The 21,085-nt window shown below is 65.5% G+C and carries 21 protein-coding genes; 10 read left to right on the forward strand and 11 right to left on the reverse strand.

Annotated features, from left to right (window positions below; genetic code table 11):
• Positions 1-177: 177 nt before the first annotated feature.
• From NQJ30_RS10365 to NQJ30_RS10375, 3 genes are all read left to right on the forward strand, one after another.
• Positions 178-1,194 carry a LacI family DNA-binding transcriptional regulator gene (locus NQJ30_RS10365; protein WP_255769916.1) on the forward strand — a complete coding sequence of 339 codons (1,017 nt, stop codon included), beginning with the start codon at positions 178-180 and terminating at the stop codon, positions 1,192-1,194.
• Positions 1,195-1,260: 66 nt separating this feature from the next.
• Complete coding sequence (nadE, locus tag NQJ30_RS10370) at positions 1,261-2,082, forward strand: ammonia-dependent NAD(+) synthetase (RefSeq protein WP_255769840.1); 822 nt, start codon at positions 1,261-1,263, stop codon at positions 2,080-2,082.
• Positions 2,083-2,184: 102 nt separating this feature from the next.
• Positions 2,185-2,691 (forward strand): MarR family winged helix-turn-helix transcriptional regulator, encoded by a 507-nt coding sequence (locus NQJ30_RS10375; protein ID WP_255769841.1) that lies wholly within the window; start codon positions 2,185-2,187, stop codon positions 2,689-2,691.
• 98 nt (positions 2,692-2,789) lie between these two features.
• On the opposite strand, the gene NQJ30_RS10380 is transcribed toward NQJ30_RS10375, so the two are convergent.
• From NQJ30_RS10380 to NQJ30_RS10400, 5 genes are all read right to left on the reverse strand, one after another.
• Positions 2,790-3,569: an enoyl-CoA hydratase gene (locus NQJ30_RS10380; protein WP_255769842.1), complete on the reverse strand. Its 780-nt coding sequence runs from the start codon at positions 3,567-3,569 to the stop codon at positions 2,790-2,792.
• Positions 3,570-3,614: 45 nt separating this feature from the next.
• Positions 3,615-4,538, reverse strand: coding sequence for a 3-hydroxyisobutyrate dehydrogenase (mmsB, locus tag NQJ30_RS10385; protein ID WP_255769843.1), 924 nt, complete (start codon positions 4,536-4,538; stop codon positions 3,615-3,617).
• Positions 4,531-5,619: an enoyl-CoA hydratase/isomerase family protein gene (locus tag NQJ30_RS10390; protein WP_255769844.1), complete on the reverse strand. Its 1,089-nt coding sequence runs from the start codon at positions 5,617-5,619 to the stop codon at positions 4,531-4,533. The genes mmsB and NQJ30_RS10390 overlap by 8 nt, the downstream gene beginning before the upstream one ends.
• Positions 5,619-7,118, reverse strand: a complete 1,500-nt coding sequence (locus NQJ30_RS10395; RefSeq protein WP_255769845.1) for a CoA-acylating methylmalonate-semialdehyde dehydrogenase — start codon at positions 7,116-7,118, stop codon at positions 5,619-5,621. Before NQJ30_RS10395 ends, NQJ30_RS10390 begins: the two co-directional genes overlap by 1 nt.
• A 93-nt stretch (positions 7,119-7,211) precedes the next feature.
• On the reverse strand, positions 7,212-8,012 hold the full coding sequence (locus tag NQJ30_RS10400) for an IclR family transcriptional regulator (RefSeq protein WP_255769846.1): 801 nt from the start codon (positions 8,010-8,012) through the stop codon (positions 7,212-7,214).
• Between the two features lie 186 nt (positions 8,013-8,198).
• Between NQJ30_RS10400 and NQJ30_RS10405 the strand changes: the two genes are divergently transcribed.
• From NQJ30_RS10405 to NQJ30_RS10420, 4 genes are all read left to right on the forward strand, one after another.
• Complete coding sequence (locus NQJ30_RS10405) at positions 8,199-8,915, forward strand: CoA transferase subunit A (protein ID WP_255769847.1); 717 nt, start codon at positions 8,199-8,201, stop codon at positions 8,913-8,915.
• Positions 8,916-8,942: 27 nt separating this feature from the next.
• Entirely contained in the window at positions 8,943-9,650 is a 708-nt protein-coding gene (locus NQJ30_RS10410) for a CoA transferase subunit B (RefSeq protein ID WP_255769848.1), read from the forward strand.
• The gene (locus tag NQJ30_RS10415) at positions 9,647-10,831 is read left to right on the forward strand and encodes an acetyl-CoA acetyltransferase (protein WP_255769849.1); all 1,185 of its coding nucleotides are present in this window, start codon (positions 9,647-9,649) and stop codon (positions 10,829-10,831) included. The genes NQJ30_RS10410 and NQJ30_RS10415 overlap by 4 nt, the downstream gene beginning before the upstream one ends.
• 251 nt (positions 10,832-11,082) lie before the next feature.
• The gene (locus tag NQJ30_RS10420; RefSeq protein ID WP_013599688.1) at positions 11,083-11,286 is read left to right on the forward strand and encodes a cold-shock protein; all 204 of its coding nucleotides are present in this window, start codon (positions 11,083-11,085) and stop codon (positions 11,284-11,286) included.
• Between the two features lie 100 nt (positions 11,287-11,386).
• On the opposite strand, the gene NQJ30_RS10425 is transcribed toward NQJ30_RS10420, so the two are convergent.
• The gene (locus NQJ30_RS10425) at positions 11,387-12,520 is read right to left on the reverse strand and encodes an acyl-CoA dehydrogenase family protein (RefSeq protein WP_255769917.1); all 1,134 of its coding nucleotides are present in this window, start codon (positions 12,518-12,520) and stop codon (positions 11,387-11,389) included.
• Between the two features lie 161 nt (positions 12,521-12,681).
• Here NQJ30_RS10425 and NQJ30_RS10430 point away from each other — a divergent pair, with 161 nt between their 5' ends.
• The 3 genes from NQJ30_RS10430 to NQJ30_RS10440 all read left to right on the forward strand — a co-directional run bounded on the left by NQJ30_RS10430 (position 12,682) and on the right by NQJ30_RS10440 (position 16,402).
• On the forward strand, positions 12,682-14,550 hold the full coding sequence (locus NQJ30_RS10430) for an AMP-binding protein (RefSeq protein WP_255769850.1): 1,869 nt from the start codon (positions 12,682-12,684) through the stop codon (positions 14,548-14,550).
• Between the two features lie 75 nt (positions 14,551-14,625).
• Positions 14,626-15,432, forward strand: coding sequence for an exodeoxyribonuclease III (locus tag NQJ30_RS10435; RefSeq protein WP_255769851.1), 807 nt, complete (start codon positions 14,626-14,628; stop codon positions 15,430-15,432).
• Positions 15,433-15,466: 34 nt separating this feature from the next.
• Positions 15,467-16,402, forward strand: coding sequence for a hypothetical protein (locus NQJ30_RS10440; RefSeq protein ID WP_255769852.1), 936 nt, complete (start codon positions 15,467-15,469; stop codon positions 16,400-16,402).
• A 37-nt stretch (positions 16,403-16,439) separates the two neighbouring features.
• Here the strand turns inward: NQJ30_RS10440 and NQJ30_RS10445 are convergent, their stop codons facing one another.
• From NQJ30_RS10445 to NQJ30_RS10465, 5 genes are all read right to left on the reverse strand, one after another.
• On the reverse strand, positions 16,440-17,492 hold the full coding sequence (locus NQJ30_RS10445) for a LacI family DNA-binding transcriptional regulator (protein ID WP_255769853.1): 1,053 nt from the start codon (positions 17,490-17,492) through the stop codon (positions 16,440-16,442).
• 99 nt (positions 17,493-17,591) lie between these two features.
• Positions 17,592-17,861 (reverse strand): hypothetical protein, encoded by a 270-nt coding sequence (locus NQJ30_RS10450; protein ID WP_255769854.1) that lies wholly within the window; start codon positions 17,859-17,861, stop codon positions 17,592-17,594.
• A complete protein-coding gene (locus NQJ30_RS10455) occupies positions 17,858-18,754 on the reverse strand; it encodes a carbohydrate ABC transporter permease (protein WP_255769855.1) in 897 nt (298 codons plus the stop codon). Before NQJ30_RS10455 ends, NQJ30_RS10450 begins: the two co-directional genes overlap by 4 nt.
• Entirely contained in the window at positions 18,751-19,788 is a 1,038-nt protein-coding gene (locus tag NQJ30_RS10460) for a carbohydrate ABC transporter permease (protein ID WP_255769856.1), read from the reverse strand. The genes NQJ30_RS10455 and NQJ30_RS10460 overlap by 4 nt, the downstream gene beginning before the upstream one ends.
• 6 nt (positions 19,789-19,794) lie before the next feature.
• Positions 19,795-21,078, reverse strand: coding sequence for an ABC transporter substrate-binding protein (locus tag NQJ30_RS10465; protein WP_255769857.1), 1,284 nt, complete (start codon positions 21,076-21,078; stop codon positions 19,795-19,797).
• Positions 21,079-21,085 lie beyond the last annotated feature (7 nt).

Below are 21,085 nucleotides of genomic sequence, written 5' to 3' on the forward strand. Positions count from 1 at the left end.
TGCCGCTCCGGTGCGGGGTGACTTGCTTCACAAAGTTCTGCACTAAGTCTAGACACGCGCGCAATCCATGACAACCGATTGCCAAATGTTGACATCCTGTGGCAATCTAGGAGCATCAGGGCTGTGGCTATCGTCACAGTGCCCGTATTGTCCCGTTCAGAGAGGAACGCCATGGCGATGCAAGCAGCCGGAACAGAGCGTCCTGCCACCATTCATGACATCGCCGCCATCTGCGGGGTGGCCGCGTCCACCGTTTCCCGCGCGCTTTCCACCCCGGACCGGGTCAACATCCGTACGCGCGCCCGCATCGAAGCGGCCGCCGCGGAGCTGAACTACACTCCCAACAGCCAGGCGAAGGCCCTCAGCTCGGGGCGCACCGGCGCCGTCGGGGTCCTGGTGCCTGATATCACCAATCCCTTCTACTTCGACCTGATCCGGGGCACGCAGCTCCAGCTCAAAGCCGCCGGCTATACCCAGTTGCTGGTGGACACCGAGGAGTCGGACGAAGTGGAGGCCAGCAGCATGGAGCAGCTGCGCAAAAGCGCTGACGGCATCATTGTGACGGCCTCCAGGCTCAGTGACGAGGCGCTCCTGGCCGCGGCCGCAAAGATCCCGATTGTCACCATCAACCGCGACGTTGCCGGGGTGCCGGCAGTGGTCATTGATACGCCCTCGGCCACCAGCCAGGCCCTGGACCACCTCATCTCGCTCGGCCACACCCGCATTGCGTACATGGCCGGGCCCCTGACGTCGCAGTCCAGCACCCTGCGCTGGAACGCGCTGGCCGCGGCCGCCGAAGACCGCGGGGTAGAGGTGCGCCGGCTCGGCCCCTTTGCCCCCAAGACACAATCGGGTGCCGCAGCCGCCGACGCCGCGGTCCACTCGGGCGTGTCGGCGTGCATCGCCTTTAACGACCTCATCGCCATCGGCATGCTGCAGCGGCTGCGCGAACGCGGTATCCGGGTGCCGGAGGACATGAGCGTGGTGGGCTGCGACGACATCTTCGGCGCGGACTTCTGCAATCCCCCGCTGACCACCATGGCCTCCCCCATCGAGGAGGCGGGCCGCGTGTCCGTGTCCATGCTGTTGGCCCAGTTGAACCCGCTCGCCGGCGGGGGCAGCCGCAGCCGCTCCCTCATGCCCACGCACCTCACGGTGCGCGGTTCCACCGGTCCGGTGCCGCCGGCAGTGTAGAGCCGAAAGCCCGTGGCGCGGGGACACAGTTGAGCGTTGTTGACAGCGCTGGCTAGGCTGGATCACATGCGCGAACTCCAGGCCACCATCATCGAAGAAATGGGCGTGCAGCCCCGGATCGATCCTGCCGGGGAGGTGCGCAAGCGGGTGGGTTTCCTGAAGGAGTACCTCCGGGCAACCAAGACGAAGGGCTTTGTGCTGGGCATCTCCGGCGGCTTGGATTCCTCCCTCGCCGGGCGCCTGGCCCAGCTGGCCGTGGAGGAGCTTGAGTCCGAGGGCGTCGAGGCGAACTTCGTGGCCGTCCGCCTGCCGTACGGCGTCCAGCACGACGAGGATGACGCCCAGGCCGCCCTCGACTTCATCCAGGCCAAGACTGAGTGGACCTTCAACATCTCCGCCGCCGTGGATGGCTTCGAGGACGAGTTCGAGAAGACCGTGGGCGCCGAAATCTCCGACTTCCACAAGGGCAACACCAAGGCCCGCACCCGGATGATCGCCCAGTACGCGCTCGCCGGCGAACACAATTACCTGGTCATCGGCACGGACCACGGCGCCGAGTCAGTAACCGGCTTCTTCACCAAATTCGGCGACGGCGGCGCGGACATCCTGCCCCTGTTCGGCCTGAACAAACGCCAGAACCGTGAGCTCCTGGCCGAGCTGGGTGCGCCCGCCCGGGTCTGGGAGAAGGTGCCTACGGCAGACCTTCTCGATGACAGGCCCGGCCGCACCGACGAGGACGAACTTGGCATCTCCTACGACCAGATCGATGACTACCTTGAGGGCCGGGACATTCCGGAGGCCGCGGCCGAACTGATCGAACAAAAGTACCTGCGCACCCGGCACAAGCGCACCGTGCCGGTCACTATCTTCGACACCTGGTGGAAGTAGGGAGAGACCGGCCCCGCCTTCCATACCCTTGGAAGTCCTAGTATATTGCTGGTGAGGTGTGTCACGCGGCCACCTCTCGGACCCCGGCAATCAGGAGGACTCTTGGGAACTCCGCTCCCCCGCGACCCGATCGCGGAGGCCCGGCAGAACTGGGAACGCCACGGCTGGGGCGACGTCGCGGCACCGATGGCTGCCATCACAGCCATCATGCGGACCCAGCAGATCCTGCTGGGCCGGATCGAGGCCGTCCTCAAACCGTTCGGGCTGACCTTCGCACGCTATGAGCTGCTCGCGCTGCTGAGCTTCGCCCGCAGCGGCGCGCTGCCCATGAACAAAGCCAGTGCGCTCCTGCAGGTGCATCCCACCTCGGTGACCAACGCCGTCGACCGTTTGGAGCAGGCGGGCCTGGTGGAACGCAGCCCGCACCCCACGGACGGGCGCACCACCCTGATCGAGCTCACCTCGGAGGGCCGCACCCTGGCAAAGCGTTCGACGGCGGCGCTCAACGCCGAGGTGTTCGGCAAGTCCGGTTTCGCGGACGACGACGTGGAGCACCTGCTCCGGGTGCTGGGCGATTTCCGCAAGGCCGCCGGTGACTTCACAGACTGAGGTCTTGGCCCCCGCGCCCGCCAGAGCCCGGTTTGGATCGATTGCTCCGTAGCGGCCCTTTTGACCCCTAAAAACGGCCGCTACGGAGCACTCGATGGTCAGCGGTGCTTGAACTCCGGCTGCCGCTTTTCGCTGAACGCGGCCATCCCTTCCTTCTGGTCCTCCGTGGCGAACAGCGAGTGGAACACCCGGCGCTCAAACAGCAGACCCTGCGCGAGGCCCAGCTCAAAGGCAGCGTTCACGGCTTCCTTGGCCAGCATCGCCGCCGGCTTGGACTTGGACGCGATCACTTCAGCAGCCTTCAGCGCCTCCTCCACCACGGACGCGGCGGGGGCCACCCGTGAGACGAGTCCCGCGCGTTCTGCCTCCGCGGCGTCCATCATGCGTCCGGTGAGGACCATGTCCATGGCCTTGGCTTTGCCAACGGCGCGGGTCAGCCGCTGTGAGCCGCCCATTCCCGGGATGACGCCGAGGTTGATTTCCGGCTGCCCGAACTTTGCATTGTCGCCGGCAATGATCACATCGCACATCAGGGCCAGCTCGCAGCCGCCGCCCAGGGCGAAGCCGGATACTGCTGCCACGACGGGGATCCGCAGCCGGGTCAAGCTTTCCCATCCCCGGAACCAGTCCTCGGCATACATATCCATGTAGCCCTTGGCTGACATTTCCTTGATATCTGCCCCCGCGGCGAAGGCCTTCTCCGAGCCCGTGATCACCACGGCACCCACGGCCGGGTCGGTGTCCATGGCGGTAACAGCGGCGACGATCTCCTCCATGGTGGCCTTGTTCAGCGCGTTGAGCGCCTGGGGCCGGTTAAGCGTCACCAGACCCACCCGGCCACGAGTTTCCACCAAAATGTTTTTGTACTGCTGCGCCAAGCCGTGCCCCTTTGTGTGTCTCAGTAATGACGTGAACTTCCAACGCTACGTGGCGGACTTGTCCCTGATGTCCGTGATGATGCCCGAGAAGTCGCGCCCCGCGCCGCCACCCGCCGCGAACTCGTCGTAAATCTTCGAGGCCAGCGGCCCCATCTGCGCAGCCACTCCCGTGCTTTCCAGCGCATTGAGGGCGAGCCGCAGGTCCTTGGCCATCAGCGCGCCGGCGAATCCCGGCTGGTAGTCGCGGTTGGCCGGGCTGCTGGGGACGGGTCCGGGAACCGGACAGTTGGTGGTCAGCGCCCAGCACTGGCCGGAGGCGTTGGCGGCGACGTCGAACAGCGCCTGGTGCGTCAGGCCAAGTTTTTCGCCGAGCACAAAGGCCTCGCTGACGGCGATCATGGACACACCCAGGATCATGTTGTTGCAGACCTTCGCCGCCTGTCCCGCGCCATGGTCTCCGCAGTGCACAATGCGTTTACCCATCAGCTCCAGGATGGGCTTCACTGTCTCGAAGTCGTCGGGCAGGGCCCCGACCATAAATGTCACGGTGCCGGCTTCGGCGCCCACCACTCCGCCGGAAACTGGCGCGTCCACGGAGCGGTGCCCGGCCTCCAACGCGATCGCAGCGGCTTCGCGGGCCTCGTCGACGTTGATGGTGGAACAGTCCAGGAACATGGTGTCCGGCGCCGCCACCTCCAGCAGGCCGGGTTGGCCGCTCACACCGCGGTAGGCGTCCAGGACGTGCTGTCCGCTGGGCAGCATGGTGAGCACCACAGCGGCGCCGGCCGCTGCTTCGGCAGCCGTGGCAGCCATGGGGATTCCGTGTCCTGTGGCTGCCTCAACGGCGGCCGGCACGGGATCGTAGCCCACCACGCTGTGACCGGCCTTGATCAGGTTGGCTGCCATGGGACCGCCCATGTGGCCCAGGCCCAGGAAAGCGATGGTGCCGGAAACTGTGCTGTCAGACATGGTCGGACTCCTTTGAACGAAGTTGCAGCTCACGGGCGCCCATCGGCGCAAAGTAGCGCTCGACGTCGTCAGCGGTCACCTCGGCGAGGGACGCCGGTTTCCACTGCGGGTTGCGGTCCTTGTCCACCACCTGGGCGCGGATGCCTTCGCGGAAGTCCGGGCCTGCAAGGGACCGGAGTCCCACCCGGTATTCCTGCGCCAGGGTTTCCGCGAGCGGGAGTCCGCGCACGCGCCGCAGCGATTCGAGCGTGAGCTTCACGGCGGTGGGCGACTTCGCTTCGATGGTGGCTGCGGCGTCCGCCGCTTCACCGCCCGCGGCCCGAAGCCGGCGGACTATTTCTTCGGCGTCGTCCGACGCATAGGCAGCATCGATCCACCCGCGCTGCGCCGCCAGCGCCGAGGCCGGCGGCTCCTGGGCAAAACGCGCGACGGCGGCATCGGCCGTCGAACTTTCCAGCGCTTCGGCGAGTGCGGGGAGGCTGGCGGACGGCACAAAGTGGTCCGCGAGCCCGAGGAAGAGGGCGTCGGCTCCGCTTAGGTGGGCGCCGGTAAGGGCAGCGTGCGTCCCGGACTCCCCCGGCGAGCGGGACAGCAGGAGCGTGCCGCCGACGTCGGGCACAAAACCGATGGTGGTTTCCGGCATGCCGGTGCGAGTGCGCTCGGTGACAAGGCGGACCGAGCCGTGCGCCGAAATCCCCACACCGCCGCCGAGCACCAGGCCGTCCATGAAGGCGACATACGGTTTGGGATACTCGGCAATGAGCAGGTTCAGCCGGTATTCCGTCGCCCAGAAATCGGCCGTGGCGCTGCCTCCCGCCAGCATGTCCCGGTAGATGGCCACGATGTCCCCGCCCGCGCAGAGGCCGCGGTCACCGGCGCCGCGGACCAGGACGGTGGCCACGGCATCGTCGTCAGCCCAGGCGGTGAGCTGCTCGAACATGGCCTCGACCATCCCGCTGTTCAGCGCGTTGACGGCTTTGGGCCGGTTGAGGGTAACGACGCCCAGGTGGCCGCGGCGTTCAAAGAGGACCTCGGCGGTTTCGGCGGCTCCTGCAGTCCCTGCTGCCGTTCCGGCGGCCATCAGCTGCCGGCCGGCATCACGAAGCTGGCGCCCTGGCGGATGCCGGAGGGCCAGCGGGTGGTGACCGTTTTGGTCTTGGTGTAGAACCGGAATGCGTCCGCGCCGTGCTGGTTGAGGTCCCCGAACCCGGACGCTTTCCAGCCGCCGAACGTGTAATACGCGATGGGTACGGGGATGGGGACATTGATGCCCACCATGCCCACCTCCACCCGGCTTGCGAAGTCACGGGCGGCGTCCCCGTCGCGGGTGAAGATGGCGACGCCGTTGCCGAACTCGTGCTCGGAGCAGAGCCTAAGCGCCTCGTCGTAATCGGCTGCGCGGAGGACGCTCAGGACCGGGCCGAAGATCTCTTCCTTGTAGATCTTCATGTCCTTGGTGACGTTGTCGAAGAGTGTGGGGCCAACCCAGAAGCCGTCGTCGTAGCCGTCCACGGTGAGGCCGCGTCCGTCCGCGACGAGGGTGGCGCCTTCGTCCACGCCGGACTGGATGTAGCCTTCGATCCGGTCCTTCGCGGAGGCCGCCACCACGGGGCCGAAGTCGGAGTCTTTGTCCATGCTGGGGCCCACTTTGAGGCCCTTGACGCGTTCGGCCAGCTTGGCCACCAGCGCATCGGCGGTTTCCTGGCCCACGGGCACGGCGACGGAGATGGCCATGCAGCGTTCGCCGGCGGAACCGTACCCGGCACCGATCAGAGCGTCGGCAGCCATCTCAAGATCGGCGTCGGGCATGATCACCATATGGTTTTTCGCGCCGCCGAAGCATTGTGCGCGCTTGCCATGTGCGGCAGCCGTCGCGTAGATGTACTGGGCGATCGGGGTGGAGCCCACAAAGCCGATGGCCTTGACGCGCGGGTCCTCCAGGAGGGCGTCCACGGCTTCCTTGTCCCCGTTGACCACATTGAACACACCGTCCGGAAGCCCGGCTTCGCTGTACAGTTCGGCCAGCCTCAGCGGCACCGACGGGTCGCGCTCCGACGGTTTGAGGATGAAGGCGTTGCCGGCGGCGAGCGCGGGGCCGGACTTCCACAGCGGAATCATGGCGGGAAAGTTGAAGGGGGTGATGCCGGCCACCACGCCCAAGGGCTGGCGCAGGGAATGGACATCGATGCCCTGCCCGGCGCTGTCCGAAAACTCACCCTTCAGCAGGTGCGGGGCGTTGGCCGAAAACTCCACCACCTCGATGCCGCGCTGGATGTCGCCCTTGGCATCTGGGAAGGTCTTGCCGTGCTCGGAGGACAGCAGGGTGGCCAGCTCGTCCATGTTCTCGTTGACCAGGTCCACAAACTTGAGCAGGATCCGGCCGCGGCGCTGCGGGTTCATGGCAGCCCACTCAAGCTGGCCCTTCTCGGCGTTGGCCACCGCGTTGGCCACTTCCTCTTTGCTGGCCAGCGGAAGCCTGGCCTGCACCTGGCCTGTGCAGGGGTCATAGACGTCGCTGAAACGTGCGGAGGTGCCGTCCACCCGCTGGCCGCCGACGTAGTGGGAAAGCTCGTGCACCATCGAATGCTCCTTTGCATGGGGTCATCTTTGCACCCGAATCTACTCGGACTTCCTACTAATTTCTAGGGGGCGGTCGGGTTGGCCCGTCTTGCCTTAAAGGACGTGAACCGGCCTTTCCGCTGGCAGCTTGGCGCTCATCCGGTGGGCTTCCTCCAGAAGCAGTTTGCCCAGGAACTCCTGCCGTTCCGGGCGGAACCGGGGCTCGATGCCGGTCAGCGACAGCGCGCCGACGGGGCGCCCCTGCTGGTCAAACACGGCCGCCCCCATCCCCCAGCTGCCTTCGAGGACCAAGCCGGGATTCACGGCATAGCCGTGCAACCGGGTCCGCTCGAGGTTGCCGGCGACCACGTCCTTGCGGTGGCCCGTGGTAAAGGTTCCCGCGTGCTGGTCCCAGTTCGACAGGATGGCCGCCTGTTCCTCGTCCGGAAGGAAGGCCATCATGGCGGTCCCGGCTGACGCCACCCCCAGCGGGAACCGGACACCCTCATGCAGGACGAACGAGCGCACCGGAAAACTGCCTTCCTCGCGCAGGACGCAGACGGCCTCCTGGCCCCGGCGGATGGAGTAAAAGGCGCTTTCCCCCGTCTCTTCGGCCAGCCGCCGGAGGCTGGGCCTGGCAATGTCTTCAAACGGGAAGCGGGCAGCCGCCACCGAGCCCAGCAGGAACATCTCCGGCCCCAGGATCCAGTTGCCGCTGCGGGCGTCGCGATCCAGGAGCCCCTCGGCAGCCAGGGACATCAGGAGCCTGTGGACCGTGGGCCGGGTCAGACCGGATTCGCGGACCAGGCCGGCCAGTGAGCTGCCCTCCGGCTTCCTGCCGACCAGGCGCAGCAGCGATGCCACCCGCCCTACCACCTGTGTTCCCTGGACCGGACTCACCACTTGGGCCTCCATTAAAAAGAATTCCTCCACAATGTGGACACCCCTGAGCCTACCGTCCACGCTGTGAAATATCCGCGGTTCTCGGCGGTCAAGGTGATTGACCGCCTTCCGCGAGATCCCTAGGCTCCTACATCAGGCCCGTTGTCCACAAAGTGGATAACCCCGCAGGCTCTGACCACTCGATGACGAGGAGATGGAATGTCCAAACTTGTATCCAACGCCGGCACTGTCCTGCAGGATCTGCTCCGGGACGGCATGACGCTGGCCGTGGGCGGTTTCGGCCTGAGCGGCATTCCGGCGGACCTGATCGAGGCGGTCCGCGACTCCGGCGTCCGCGAACTGACCGTCGTGTCCAACAACATGGGCGTGGACGGCAAAGGCCTGGGCATCCTGATCGAAGCCGGCCAGGTCCGCAAGGTCATCGCCTCCTACGTTGGCGAAAACAAGCTCTTCGCCGAGCAGTACCTTGCCGGCCAACTCGAAGTGGAATTCACTCCGCAGGGCACCCTCGCCGAACGCCTCCGCGCCGGCGGCGCCGGGATTCCCGCCTTCTACACCAAGACCGGGGTGGGCACCCTCGTGGCCGAAGGCAAGCCGCTCGCGGAGTTCGACGGCGAAACGTACGTCCAGGAGCGCGCCATCCGCGCCGACGTCGCGCTTGTCCACGCGCACACCGCGGACACGGACGGGAACCTGATCTACCGCTACACGGCCCGGAACTTCAACCCCGTGGTTGCCACCGCCGGCGCCGTCACCGTCGCCGAAGCCGAAGTGATCGTGGCTCCCGGCGACCTGGATCCCAACCACATCGTCACGCCGGGCGTTTACGTCCAGCACCTGGTCCAGGCGAGCGGCCGCGTCAAGGACATCGAACAGCGCACCGTCCGCCCCCGCCCCGAACTGGCATCCGCGTAACCCCTACAGCTACCTAAGGAGAACCCCATGGCCTGGACCAGGGATGAAATGGCTGCGATTGCGGCCGAGGAACTGAACGACGGCGACTACGTGAACCTGGGGATCGGCATCCCCACGCTGGTGGCCAACAACCTGCCCGAGGGCGTCCGCGTGGTCCTGCAGAGCGAAAACGGGCTGCTCGGCATGGGCCCGTTCCCCTACGAGGGCGACGAAGACGCCGACCTCATCAACGCGGGCAAGCAGACCGTCACCGTGCTCGACGGCGGCAGCATCTTCGACTCCGCCACCTCCTTCGGCATGATCCGCGGCGGCCACGTGAAGGTGGCCATCCTGGGCGCCATGCAGGTCTCCGGCAACGGCGACCTCGCCAACTGGACCATCCCCGGCAAGATGGTCAAGGGCATGGGCGGCGCCATGGACTTGGTGGCCGGCACCCCGCGCGTGGTGGTCCTGACCGAGCACAACGCCAAGGACGGCACGGCAAAGATCGTCACCGAGTGCACCCTGCCGCTCACCGGCCTGAGCTGCGTGGACCGGATCATCAGCGACCTCGCGGTGTTTGACCTTGTGAAGACTGAACAGGAAACGGCCGACGGCGGCGCGCGGCAGCTGACGCTCACCCGCCTGGCCCCCGGCGTCACGGTGGAGGAAATCCGGGAGAAGACGGAAGCCCCCTTCACGGTGGCCCTCGATGCCGGCCTCGACGAATCCGCTCTGGAAGGAGCCACGGCATGAGCCTGCAGCAACAGTTCGGCAAGGACGTCCTGCTCACCGGCTGGGGCCACAGCCGCTTCGGCAAACTGACCGACGAGACCCTCGAATCCCTGATCGTCCAGGTGGCCACCGAAGCCATCAGCAACGCCGGCATCGAGCCGGGCCAGATCGACGAGATCTACCTGGGCCAGTTCAACTCCGGCATGATGCCGCTGGCCTTCCCGTCGTCCCTGGCCCTGCAGGTATCCCCCGACCTCGCCAACGTCGCCGCCACCCGGGTGGAAAACGCCTGCGCCTCCGGCTCGGCCGCGTTCCAGCAGGGCACCAAGTCGCTGCTGGCCGGCACGGCCAAGACCGTCCTGGTAATCGGTGCCGAAAAGATGACCCACGCCGGCGCCGACGTGGTGGGCGCCGCCCTGCTGGGTGCCGACTACGACATGGCCGGCCAAGCCTCCAGCACCGGATTCACGGGCCTGTTCGCCGACGTCGCCAAGCACTACGAAAAGCGCTACCGCTCAGTCTCCGACGTGCTCGGCACCATCGCCGCGAAGAACCACCGCAACGGCGTGGACAACCCCTACGCCCAGCTCCGCAAGGACCTCGGCGAGGAATTCTGCCGCACCGTCTCGGACAAAAACCCCATGGTCGCCGATCCACTGCGCCGCACCGACTGCTCCCCCGTGTCCGACGGCGCCGCAGCCGTTGTGCTTTCCACCTCGCCCACCGGCGGGGCAACTGCGCCCGTGCGGCTCGCCGGGTTCGGCCACGCCAACGACTTCTTCCCGGCCGAACGCCGGGACCCCACGGCCTTCGCGGCCACGCGCGCGTCCTGGCAGCGCGCCCTGGCGATGGCCGGCGTCGGGCTTGACGACCTGGACTTCGCCGAAGTCCACGACTGCTTCACCATCGCCGAACTGCTGATGTACGAGGCCATGGGCCTGACAGAACCCGGCCAGGGCGCACGGGCCGTCACCGAGGGCTGGGTCTTCAAGGACGGGAAGCTGCCTATCAACGTCTCTGGCGGACTCAAGGCCAAGGGCCACCCCGTCGGCGCCACCGGCGTGTCCCAGCACGTCATTGCCGCCATGCAGCTCACCGGAACCGCCGGCGACATGCAGCTCGACGGGGCCCGGCGCGCCGCGGTGCAGAACATGGGCGGGGTGGGCATCGCCAACTACGTCAGCGTCCTCGAAGCGGTCTAACAACGCAACGCGGGGTCAGATGAGGGCCTTTCGGGTGGGATTATCGGGCCGTATCTGACCCCGCGTTGCTGTGCGGTGGTCCATTTGGGCCCGAGAACAAAGGCACCATTTCAATAACAGGAGTGACAGTTAGGGACCGTAGCTATTGCACGGCCACGGCGCAGCCCCTAGGTTTGAGAGTGCGGACCACAGTTTCCGCGTCTGCCTGCCGTCCGAGCAGGACCAGAAAAGGGTTACAAAGGAAGTTAGCAATGGCAACAGGCACAGTTAAATGGTTCAACGCTGAAAAGGGCTTTGGCTTCATCGCTCCGGACGACGGATCCGCCGATGTTTTCGCGCACTACTCCGCAATCGCCAGCAGCGGCTACCGCTCCCTGGACGAGAACCAGAAAGTCGAATTCGATGTGACCCAAGGTCCCAAGGGCCCGCAGGCAGAGAACATTCGCCCGCTGTAAGGTTCTGATTAACTGCCCTGGCCATGCTGTGAAGCATGGCCAGGGCAGTTTTTTGTTAAGGGAATAGTGCTTAGTAATGCAGGTGCTTTCGTTCGCCGTACTAAACGAACGCGGATTTACCCGTGACGGCACGGCCCACGATCAGCGAATTGATTTCGTAGCTGCCTTCATAGGTATAAAGGATTTCCGCGTCACCGAAAAGCTTGCCCATTTCATAGTCGGCGCTAATCCCGTTGCCGCCCAGCAGGGACCGTCCCATGGCAACCGAGGAGCGCGCCAGCCGGGTGCAGGTGGATTTCGCCATGGCAGCCTGCGCCATCTCCAGTTTTCCGTCCGTTTGGATCCGGGCGAGCTGCGCCATCAGCGCCAGTGATGCGGACGCGTTGCCCAGGATCTCTGCCAGCTGCTGCTGGACCAGCTGGAAGCGGGCCAGCTCCTTGCCGAACTGCCGGCGTTCCAGTGCATAGGCCCGGGCGATGTCGAACGCGGCCAGCTGGATACCGGCCCCCTGCCAGCCCACCCAGGCCCGGGAATCCCGCAGGAGTTCGTTGGCCTTGGCGAAGTCCGTGGCACCCGGCAGCAGGTTGGACTCGGGAATCCTGACGTTATCCAGCACAATGTGGGCGTTTTGCATGATCCGCAGGCCGATCTTGTTGGCGATCTTGGTGGCCCTGTATCCGGCACGGTCGGTCTCCACAATGAAGCCTTTGATCTGGCCGTCCGCTTGGTCCCTGGCCCACACCAGGGCAAAGTCGGCGATGGTGCCCGAGCCGATCCATCGTTTGGCCCCGTCAATGACCCACTCACCGGCCTCCAGCCGTGCTGTCGTCTCGAGGCCGCCGGCAATGTCCGAGCCGTGCTCCGGTTCGGTCAGGGCAAACGCACCCAACTGGGTCAACGCGCCCAGGCCGGGCAGCCAGCGCTGCTTCTGCTCCTCGGAGCCCAGCGCATCGATCATGCCCACGATCAGTTCGTTGTGGATTCCGACGAGGGCGGAGAGTGAGACGTCCGCCCGGGCCACCTCCACATACATCAGGCCCTTGAACAGCTTCGACGTGCCGTCGGTCTGCAGTTGCCCCAGCCCGCGCTTGCCCAGTTCCGCCACCAGCCCGAAGGGGAACTCCTCGCGGTTCCAGTAGTCGATGGACGCTGGCCGTACCGTGGATTGAAGAAACGCCCGGGTGTCGAGGTACCGCTCGCGTTCGGCGGCCGGCAGGAGGTCCACAATGTACATCAGGTCGGCATCGGGAAACGGCGGGAGGTCTGTCACATCAAGCTCATGTTTTGGCGGCTGCACGGCCTACGTCCCTTCAGTCTTCCAAACTCTTGGATGTCCTAGTATATTGCAAAGGGTTCGGTATTAGTGATGCGCATCACGTGGCGAAAGGTCTCTCCTTGTCAGTGACCGATGAATTCCGGGAAGCACGGGACCACCTGCTGGCACTCCGTTCCGACTACCACCGCGCCCGGCGGGAATTCCGGTGGCCACAGTTTTCGGAGTTCAATTTTGCCCTCGACTGGTTCGATCAGATCGCCGCCGATCCCCTCAAGGCCAACAACCCCGCCCTCGTGATCGTGGAACAGGACGGCTCGGCTACCCGCCGCAGTTTCGCCGACCTCACCGTCCGGTCGAACCAGGTGGCCAACTGGCTGCGAAGCGAGGGGGTGCGGCGGGGCGACCGGATGATTGTGATGCTGGGCAACCAGGTGGAGCTGTGGGAACTGATGCTTGCGGGGATCAAACTCGGCATTGTCCTGATCCCCACCACCACCCTCATGGGCCCGGCAGACCTGGCCGAACGCGTGGAGCGCGGCGAGGCGCGCTGGGCCGCCGTCGGACATGCAAACATCGGCAAGTTCGCCGGCGTGCCCGGCAACTACCGCCTGATTGAGATCGGCCGTGCAGCCGCACCAACTACGGCAGCCGCACCAACGGCAGCCGGCGTATCCTCGCCGGGGAACACCACGCCGGTGCTCCAGTATGCAGATTCGACGACGGCGCCCGCCACTTTCGAACCCGGCGCCCCCACCAGGGCGGATGAGACCCTCCTGCTGTACTTCACGTCCGGCACCACGTCCAAGGCCAAGCTCGTGGAGCACACGCACACGTCGTATCCGGTGGGGCACCTGTCCACGATGTACTGGATCGGCCTGGAACCGGGTGACGTTCACCTGAACGTCGCTTCCCCAGGCTGGGGCAAACACGCGTGGTCCAACTTTTTTGCCCCCTGGATCGCGGAGGCGTGCGTTTTTGTGTACAACTACGAGCGCTTCGACGCCCGCGCCCTCATGGAGCAGATGGACCGTGAAGGTGTCACCAGCTTCTGCGCCCCGCCCACGGTGTGGCGCATGCTGATCCAGGCGGATCTGAAGCTGCTAAGGACCCCTCCGGTGAAGGTTGTCTCGGCCGGCGAGCCGCTGAACGCGGAAGTGATCGACCAGGTGCAGCGCGCCTGGGGCCAGACAATCCGCGACGGCTTCGGCCAGACCGAAAGTACTGTCCAGGTGGCCAACACGCCGGGTCAGCCGGTCACCATCGGTGCCATGGGCCAGCCGTTGCCCGGCTACGACGTGGTGCTGGTGGACCCAATCACCGGGGAGGAAGCGGACGACGGCGAGCTGTGCCTCCGCCTTGACCACCGGCCTGTGGGCCTGATGAAGTCCTACTACGGCGACGCTGCGAAGACCGCGGATGCGTTCCGCGGCGGTTACTACCACACGGGCGACATGGCCAGCCGGGACAAGCGGGGAACCATCACCTATGTGGGCCGGGATGATGACGTCTTCAAGTCCTCGGACTACCGGCTCTCACCGTTCGAACTGGAGAGCGTGCTCCTGGAACATCCCGCAGTGGCCGAGGCCGCGGTGGTGCCCTCGCCGGACGCGCTTAAACTTTCGCTGCCGAAGGCTTACGTAGTCCTGGTGGCGGGACTGGAGCCGGGGCCGGAGTTGGCGGAGGACATCCTGCGGTACTGCCGTGAACATCTGGCACCGTTCAAGCGGATCCGAAGGCTCGAATTCGCGGCGCTGCCCAAGACCATATCGGGCAAGATCCGCCGGGTGGAGTTGCGGCATCGCGAGCAAGCCAGGCACGGCACTGGTACCAGCACCGACGCTGGCGTTGGCACCAGTACCGGCACCGGCGCTGGCACCGGCACCACGAAGCCTGCCGGAACGGACGAAGCGCAGCAGGACACGGCCAACGGGGCCGCCGGTTATGGCATCGAGTATTCCGACGCAGACTTCCCCGGGTTGAAGGGCTGAAAGGCTGAAGCTGCGGGGGCGGGCGGCGTGGCAGGGCTTTCCCCGCACCAGTGCGGCCAAGGTAAGTTAGGGACTGTGAAGATTGCTACCTGGAATGTGAACTCCCTCCGTGCCCGCGCCGACCGTGTCGAAGCCTGGCTGCAGCGCAGCGACTGTGATGTCCTGGCCATCCAGGAGACCAAATGCAAGGACGAGAACTTCCCGTGGGAACTCTTCGAGCGCATGGGTTACGAGGTGGCCCACTTCGGAGTGAGCCAGTGGAACGGTGTGGCCATCGCATCCCGGGTGGGCCTGGAAGACGTCGAGCGCACGTTCCTGGACCAGCCCGCCTTCGGAAAGGAAGGCAAGGACCCCGTCCAGGAAGCCCGCGCCATGGCAGCCACGTGCGGCGGCGTGCGGGTCTGGAGCCTGTACGTGCCCAACGGCCGCTCCCTCGACGACGAACACATGCCGTACAAGATCAAATGGCTCGAATCCCTCAAGGATCATGCCCAGGGCCTGGTCGCCTCGGACCCGGCCGCGCAGGTGGCCCTCATGGGCGACTGGAACATCGCCCCGTTCGACGACGACGTCTGGGACATTGACCTTTTCGTCAATAACAGGCTTACCCACGTCAGCCCGCCGGAACGCGCGGCGTTCCATGCCTTCGAGGAGGCCGGGTTCAAGGACCTGGCGCGCGAGTACACGCCCGGGCCGGGCGTGTACACCTACTGGGACTACACGCAGTTGCGGTTCCCGAAGAAGGAAGGCATGCGCATTGACTTTGTGCTGGGCTCACCCGCTCTGGCTGCACGGGTCACGGGCGCATCGATCGACCGCGAGGAGCGCAAGGGCAAAGGCGCATCGGACCACGCCCCCGTCATTGTGGAACTGGCTGACTGATGACCGCCGCCGGGGCCATGGAAGAGAGACTGCGGTGACGGGAAACCTCTACCGGGGGCAGGCCGGCCTGCCATTCTCCTCAACGCTCCGCGTCTACGAACCGTTGGAAGCCTTCCCTGAAGGGCAGCGGGAAGCCATCCGTGCCGCCGGCGCCCGGGCAGCCTCCCGCGCCGCCGTCGAAAACGCCGAACTGCTCGCCTCGCTGGGCCGGATTACGCGCGCCGGGGGTGACCCCTTCCCCACCGGACGGACGGACCTGGTCCGGGTGACCAGCGCCCCCGGCGCGACGCCGCACCCCGCACCGCAGGCAGGAACAGCCGACGCCGGTGCTGCCGCCGGCACGGGCGGTCAGTCCCGCAGCGCCGGCCCCGGGCGTGTGTTGCTCTACTGTCCGAGCCAGCTGGTCCTGCGCGCCGGCCTCGCCGCCAATGCGCTGATGGAAGGGATCCACGGCCCGCTGGCCGAGATGCTGATTCCGGAGGAACAGCGGGACAAACACCAGGAACGGATCGACCAGGTCAAGGCCCGGGACGGCAGCATCCGGGTGCATACCCGCGCGTCCACGTGGGGCATCCCGTTCAGCTGGTTCTCGCTCTTTGCCGAGGGCGACCACAAGGACGTCGTCGAATCGGGCGGCCGTATCCTCACCGTCAGAGTGTGGACCCCCATCACCGACGCCATGGAGCGGGCACGCTACGCCGTGGCCAACCTGGCCCTGGCAGCCCCGGACCTGGACATGCTGGACGACCTTGCCCAGCTGACCGAGTGGCTGGAGATGTTCCACGTCAATTCCATGGTGGAGCTCGACTACGGCGCAGTGGCGGACAAGGTCTACCCGGACGAGTCTCCGATGGACATCAGGTTGGGCATCGAATGCCTCGCCGAGGGCGACATGACCGGAGCCGCAGCGGCCTACCGGCGGCTCGCTTCCCGCTGGATCCCGATCCGCCAGCTCGCCCGCGCCTCCTGACCGGAGCTCCCGAAACCCCGGCTGGGGGTTCGCTGCCTCAGGAAGGAGGCGGCGCCGTCGTACCCCTGACGATGAGCTGGTGCGGCGCGACGACCGAGCGCACCGCCCCCGCCATCCCGTTCAGTTCGTCCAGAAGCATCTTGGTGGCAAGCTCAGCCTGCTCATCCGGCCGCTGCCGCACGGTGGTGAGGCCCACGGCATCGGCGAAATCGTGATCGTCGATGCCCACCACCGACAACTCCTCCGGCACGCGCACACCTGCCCGGGCGGCTTCGAAAATCACGCCCATGGCCATCTCATCGCTGGCGCAGAAGATGGCGGTGGGCTTGGGACCGGGCCTGCCCCAGAGGCGCCGGAAGGCCTCCTGGCCGCTGCGGACGGTGAAGTCCCCCCATTCGTCCCACTCCGGACGGATGGGCAGGCCGGCTTCGGCCATCACTTCCTTAAAGGCCAGGATCCGCACGCGGGGCACGTCGAAATTGAGGTCCGTTTCGTCGTCGCCGTGCAGCAGCGCAATATCACGGTGGCCGAGGTCGATCAGATGCCGGACGGCCGTGGACGACGCGCCGTAGTCGTCGATCCCGATGTAAGCGCACTCCTCCACGTGACCGCCAACAACGATCAGCGGTATGTCGATCTTCTGCAGGTGGTCCGTCTCGTCGGGGGTGAGGGCCATACACAGGACCAGCAGGGCGTCGATCTGTTTGTACACCATTGTCTTGCTGAAGAGGCGCTCCCGGTTGCTGCCGTGCCCGCCCAGGTTGAAGAGCGACAGATTGTACTGACGGGCGTGGAGCTCCCGGTCCGCACCCTCGATGGCCTTGGAGAAGAACCACCTGCTCACGAACGGCGCCAAAACACCGATGGTTTTGGTGCGGCCGGTGGCCAGCCCTGAGGCCGACGAGGATGCCACGTAGCCCAGGGATTCCGCCACCCCGAGGATCTTCTCCCGGGTGGCGGGGGAAACCCTGGGCAGCCCGCGCACTGCCCTTGACACTGTTGCAGTGGAAACTCCCGCGGCTGCGGCCACGTCCTCAATGGAGACGCCGCTGTGGCCGCCGCGTTGCGACCTCTCCGTACTGCGTGCCACGGTTTCCCCTTGCCAGCTGTTGGCAGATCCTTGCCGCGCGGCTGTTCCGGCGGCAAAGAGGCAGTCTATTCTGCCCAGCCCTGAGCTCTCGATCATCCCCTATTTCTTACGCGTGGCGGTCCTCGCGGGCAGGCGCCGGCGGAGCCGGACCATGCCATAAAGCGCCACAAGCATGGCCAGCAGGCCCAACGCCCAGCCCAAGGCCGGCTGGGCTGTCACCTCCATCCAGACGGTGACTACCAGCAACACCACCGCCCAGAAGCCCAGGAATCCGATGATGATGTCGAAATCCTCGCCGGAGCGGGCCCGCCGGTCCTGGCTGCGGACCAGTCCGTGATTCTGCTGGCCCTCCGCGGAACCGGCTTTCACTTGACGGCGCCCGCGGTGAGGCCGGCAACAATCTTGCGCTGGAAGACCAGGACCAGAATCACCAGCGGAATGGTGACGATGGTTCCGGCGGCCATGATGGCCGTGTACGGAATCTGGTTGGGCTGGGCCCCCGCGAAGCTGGCGATGGCAACAGTAACCGGCTGGGTCGCGTCGCTGGACAGCTGGCTGGCGATCAGGAACTCGTTCCAGGAGGAGATGAACGCCAGGATGGCCGTCGTGAAGATGGCCGGTGCCGCCAAGGGCAGGATCACCTTCCGGAACGCCTTGCCCTGCGTGCAACCGTCAACGCGTGCCGATTCCTCCAGTTCCCACGGCATTTCGCGGAAGAAGGAAGTCATCGTGTACACCGTCAGGGGCAGCACAAAGGAAATGTTCGGGATGATCAGCGCCTGGTAGGTGCCCATCCAGCCGATGTTGGTGAACAGCTGGAAGAGCGGCGTGATGAGGGCGACGCCCGGGAACATCGATGCGCCCAGGATGAAGCCCAGCACCAGGTACTTGAACCGGAAGTTCAGCCGGGCGAGGGCATAGGCTGCGAAAACACCGATCAGCAGGGACACCACGGTGACCACGCCGCCGATGAACACGCTGTTAAGAAGCGCCTGCCCGAAGTGGTTGCCGAACGAGGTGTCGAACGCCGTCTTAAAGTTGTCCAGCGTGACGTGGGTCGGCAGGATCGAGGTGTCGTAGGTGAATCCGACTTCCCGGAACGCGGTGACCACCATCCAGTAGGCCGGTGCCAGGCACCAGATCAGGACGACGACGGCGCTGATGTAGGTGCGTCCCTGCGCCCATTTTTCCCTGTTCTGGGAGGCCTTCCGGCCCTTGTCCTGCTGCGCCCGCAGGGCGGGGCTGGCTGTGGCGGCGCTCATTTCTTCCCCTTACCGGTGGCTCCGCTTTGTTCCACAACGTTTGCACCCAGGAAGCGCACGAAGATAAACGCAACCAGGAAAATGATGATGAAGGTGATCGTGGACAATGCCGCCGCCGCGTTGAACCCTTGCCTGATCTGGTTGATGACCAGGATGGACAGCGTGGTGGTGTTGTTTGCCCCGCCTGTGAGGATGTACGGAAGGTCGAACATCCGCAGTGCGTCCAGTGTGCGGAAGAGGACGGCCACCATGAGCGCCGGTTTGACCAGCGGAAGAGTGATCATCCGGAACCGCTGCCAGGTGCTGGCACCGTCAACCTTGGCGGCCTCGTAGACTTCGGCCGGAATCATCTGCAGGCCGGCGAGGATGAGCAGCGCCATGAAGGGCGTGGTCTTCCAGACGTCGGCGATGATCACAGCCCATTTGGCCGGCCATTCGCTGCCGGTCCACAGGATGGTGGTGTTGAAGAGCTTGTTGGCGATGCCTTCGAAGGCAAAGATGAACAGCCACAGCTTGGCAGTGACGGCAGTGGGGATGGCCCAGGGAACCAGGACCGCTGCGCGGACCAGGCTGCGGCCGCGGAACGTCCGGGCCATGATGAGGGCCATCCAGAAACCGAGGACCGTCTCCAAAGTCACGGTGATGATGGTGAAGAAGAACGTGGTGGCCGTCGCGGACCAGAACTGGCCGCCGAGGGTTCCGGGCGGGCATGCCACCGTCCCGCCGCCGGGTGCCGCGCACTGCTGGGCAAGCCAGTTGACGTAGTTTTGGAAGCCGGCCGGCCCGCCGGCGGTGAACAGCCCGGTGACCGGGTCCAGCCCGGCGTCCTTCTGGAAGGACATCACGATGGCGCTGATAATCGGGTAAACGATCACCACGGCCAGGGCGATGATGGTCGGAGCAAGCAGCCAGGTGGCCCATTTGCCCTGGCTCAGGATCTTGTTGTCCTCACCCACCCCTTTGGGTGCGTGATGGACCGGGGTACCGCCCGACGCCGGTGACTTTACCGGCGTCGGGCCCAATTCGGTTGCCATGACTGGCTACTGTCCCGCGCTAGCGGATTCGATGGACTTTTGCATGTCTGACAATGCAGATTCCACGGTTTTCTCCCCCTTGATGGCAGAGTAGGCATTTTCCTGGATGGCCTTGGTGACCGCCGGGTAGAAAGGCGTCACCGGACGCGGCACGGCATTCTCGATGGACGTCTTCAACACCGGGAGGTACGGCAGCTTGGCGACCAGTTGCGCGTCGTCGTACAGCGATCCCAGGACCGGGGCCAGCGAGCCCTGGGTGGCGTAGAACTTCTCAGTTTCTTCGGAGGTCATGAACTTCAGGAAGTCCAGGGCGGTGGCCTTGTTCTTCGAGTAGACACTGACCGCCAGGTTGTGGCCGCCCAGCGAGGAGGCGCCCGGTCCGCTCTTGCCCGGCAGGGCAGTCATGCCCAGGACGTCCTTGACCTTGGAGGATCCTTCCGTGACGGCCAGGTTGTAGACGTAAGGCCAGTTGCGCAGGAACAGCAGCTTGCCGTCCTGGAAGGCCTGCCGGCTCTCTTCCTCCTTGTAGGTGATGGCTTCCTTGGGAATGTTGCCGTCGGCATATGCCTTCGCCAGGTTTTCCAGCCCTGTCTTGGCTTCAGGGGTGTTCAAGCTGGGCTTGCCGTCCTTGTCCAGCACGGAGCCCCCCGAGGAGTTGATGGCTTCGGAGGCATTGACTGTCAGGCCCTCGTATTTGCTGAACTGGCCCGCGAAGCAGCCAATGTTGTTTGCCTTGGCGATGGAGCACATGCCCATCATTTCGTCCCAGGTCTTAGGCGGGGTGGGAACCAAATCCTTGCGGTAGTAGAGTATGGCGCCGTCGGAGGTCTGGGGCGCCGCGTACAGCGTTCCCTTATAGGTGGCGCTCTCGACCGTCGGCTTCAGCATGGCGCCGGTGTCGATCGCCATCTTGTCCTTGAGTGGCTGCAGCCAACCCTTGGCAGCGAACTCGGCTGTCCAAACAACGTCCACGTCAACGACGTCGTAGCCGGCGTCCTTCGCCTGGAAGTGCTGGACGATGTCGTCGTGCTGCTGGTCGGCCTGGTCCGTCTGCTCCTTGAACGTGACCTTCTCATTCGGGTGGGCGGCGTTCCACTTATCGATCAGCGGGCGGACAACGTTGCTGTTGTCCTTGCCCTGGACGTAAGTGATGGGCCCACGGCCGTCGAGGCCCTGTTCGGCATCGCTGCCGCCACCGCCTGTGCCGCCTCCGCCGCCTCCACAGGCGGAGAGCGTGAGTGCCAGGATGGCGGCGCCGGCGGCGGGTAATAGGAACTTAGGGGATTTCATGTAGGAG

It is taken from the genome of Pseudarthrobacter sulfonivorans (assembly GCF_024391045.1).
Lineage (GTDB): Bacteria > Actinomycetota > Actinomycetes > Actinomycetales > Micrococcaceae > Arthrobacter > Arthrobacter sulfonivorans_B.

Bases quoted from the DNA above. Each gene is read 5' to 3' on its own strand.
- NQJ30_RS10365 (WP_255769916.1), top strand. From the start codon at position 178: ATGCAAGCAGCCGGAACAGAGCGTCCTGCCACCATTCATGACATCGCC.
- nadE (WP_255769840.1), top strand. From the start codon at position 1,261: ATGCGCGAACTCCAGGCCACCATCATCGAAGAAATGGGCGTGCAGCCC.
- mmsB (WP_255769843.1), bottom strand. From the start codon at position 4,538: ATGTCTGACAGCACAGTTTCCGGCACCATCGCTTTCCTGGGCCTGGGC.
- NQJ30_RS10390 (WP_255769844.1), bottom strand. From the start codon at position 5,619: ATGGCCGCCGGAACGGCAGCAGGGACTGCAGGAGCCGCCGAAACCGCC.
- NQJ30_RS10395 (WP_255769845.1), bottom strand. From the start codon at position 7,118: ATGGTGCACGAGCTTTCCCACTACGTCGGCGGCCAGCGGGTGGACGGC.
- NQJ30_RS10400 (WP_255769846.1), bottom strand. From the start codon at position 8,012: ATGGAGGCCCAAGTGGTGAGTCCGGTCCAGGGAACACAGGTGGTAGGG.
- NQJ30_RS10405 (WP_255769847.1), top strand. From the start codon at position 8,199: ATGTCCAAACTTGTATCCAACGCCGGCACTGTCCTGCAGGATCTGCTC.
- NQJ30_RS10410 (WP_255769848.1), top strand. From the start codon at position 8,943: ATGGCCTGGACCAGGGATGAAATGGCTGCGATTGCGGCCGAGGAACTG.
- NQJ30_RS10415 (WP_255769849.1), top strand. From the start codon at position 9,647: ATGAGCCTGCAGCAACAGTTCGGCAAGGACGTCCTGCTCACCGGCTGG.
- NQJ30_RS10420 (WP_013599688.1), top strand. From the start codon at position 11,083: ATGGCAACAGGCACAGTTAAATGGTTCAACGCTGAAAAGGGCTTTGGC.
- NQJ30_RS10425 (WP_255769917.1), bottom strand. From the start codon at position 12,520: ATGTACATTGTGGACCTCCTGCCGGCCGCCGAACGCGAGCGGTACCTC.
- NQJ30_RS10455 (WP_255769855.1), bottom strand. From the start codon at position 18,754: ATGAGCGCCGCCACAGCCAGCCCCGCCCTGCGGGCGCAGCAGGACAAG.
- NQJ30_RS10460 (WP_255769856.1), bottom strand. From the start codon at position 19,788: ATGGCAACCGAATTGGGCCCGACGCCGGTAAAGTCACCGGCGTCGGGC.
- NQJ30_RS10465 (WP_255769857.1), bottom strand. From the start codon at position 21,078: ATGAAATCCCCTAAGTTCCTATTACCCGCCGCCGGCGCCGCCATCCTG.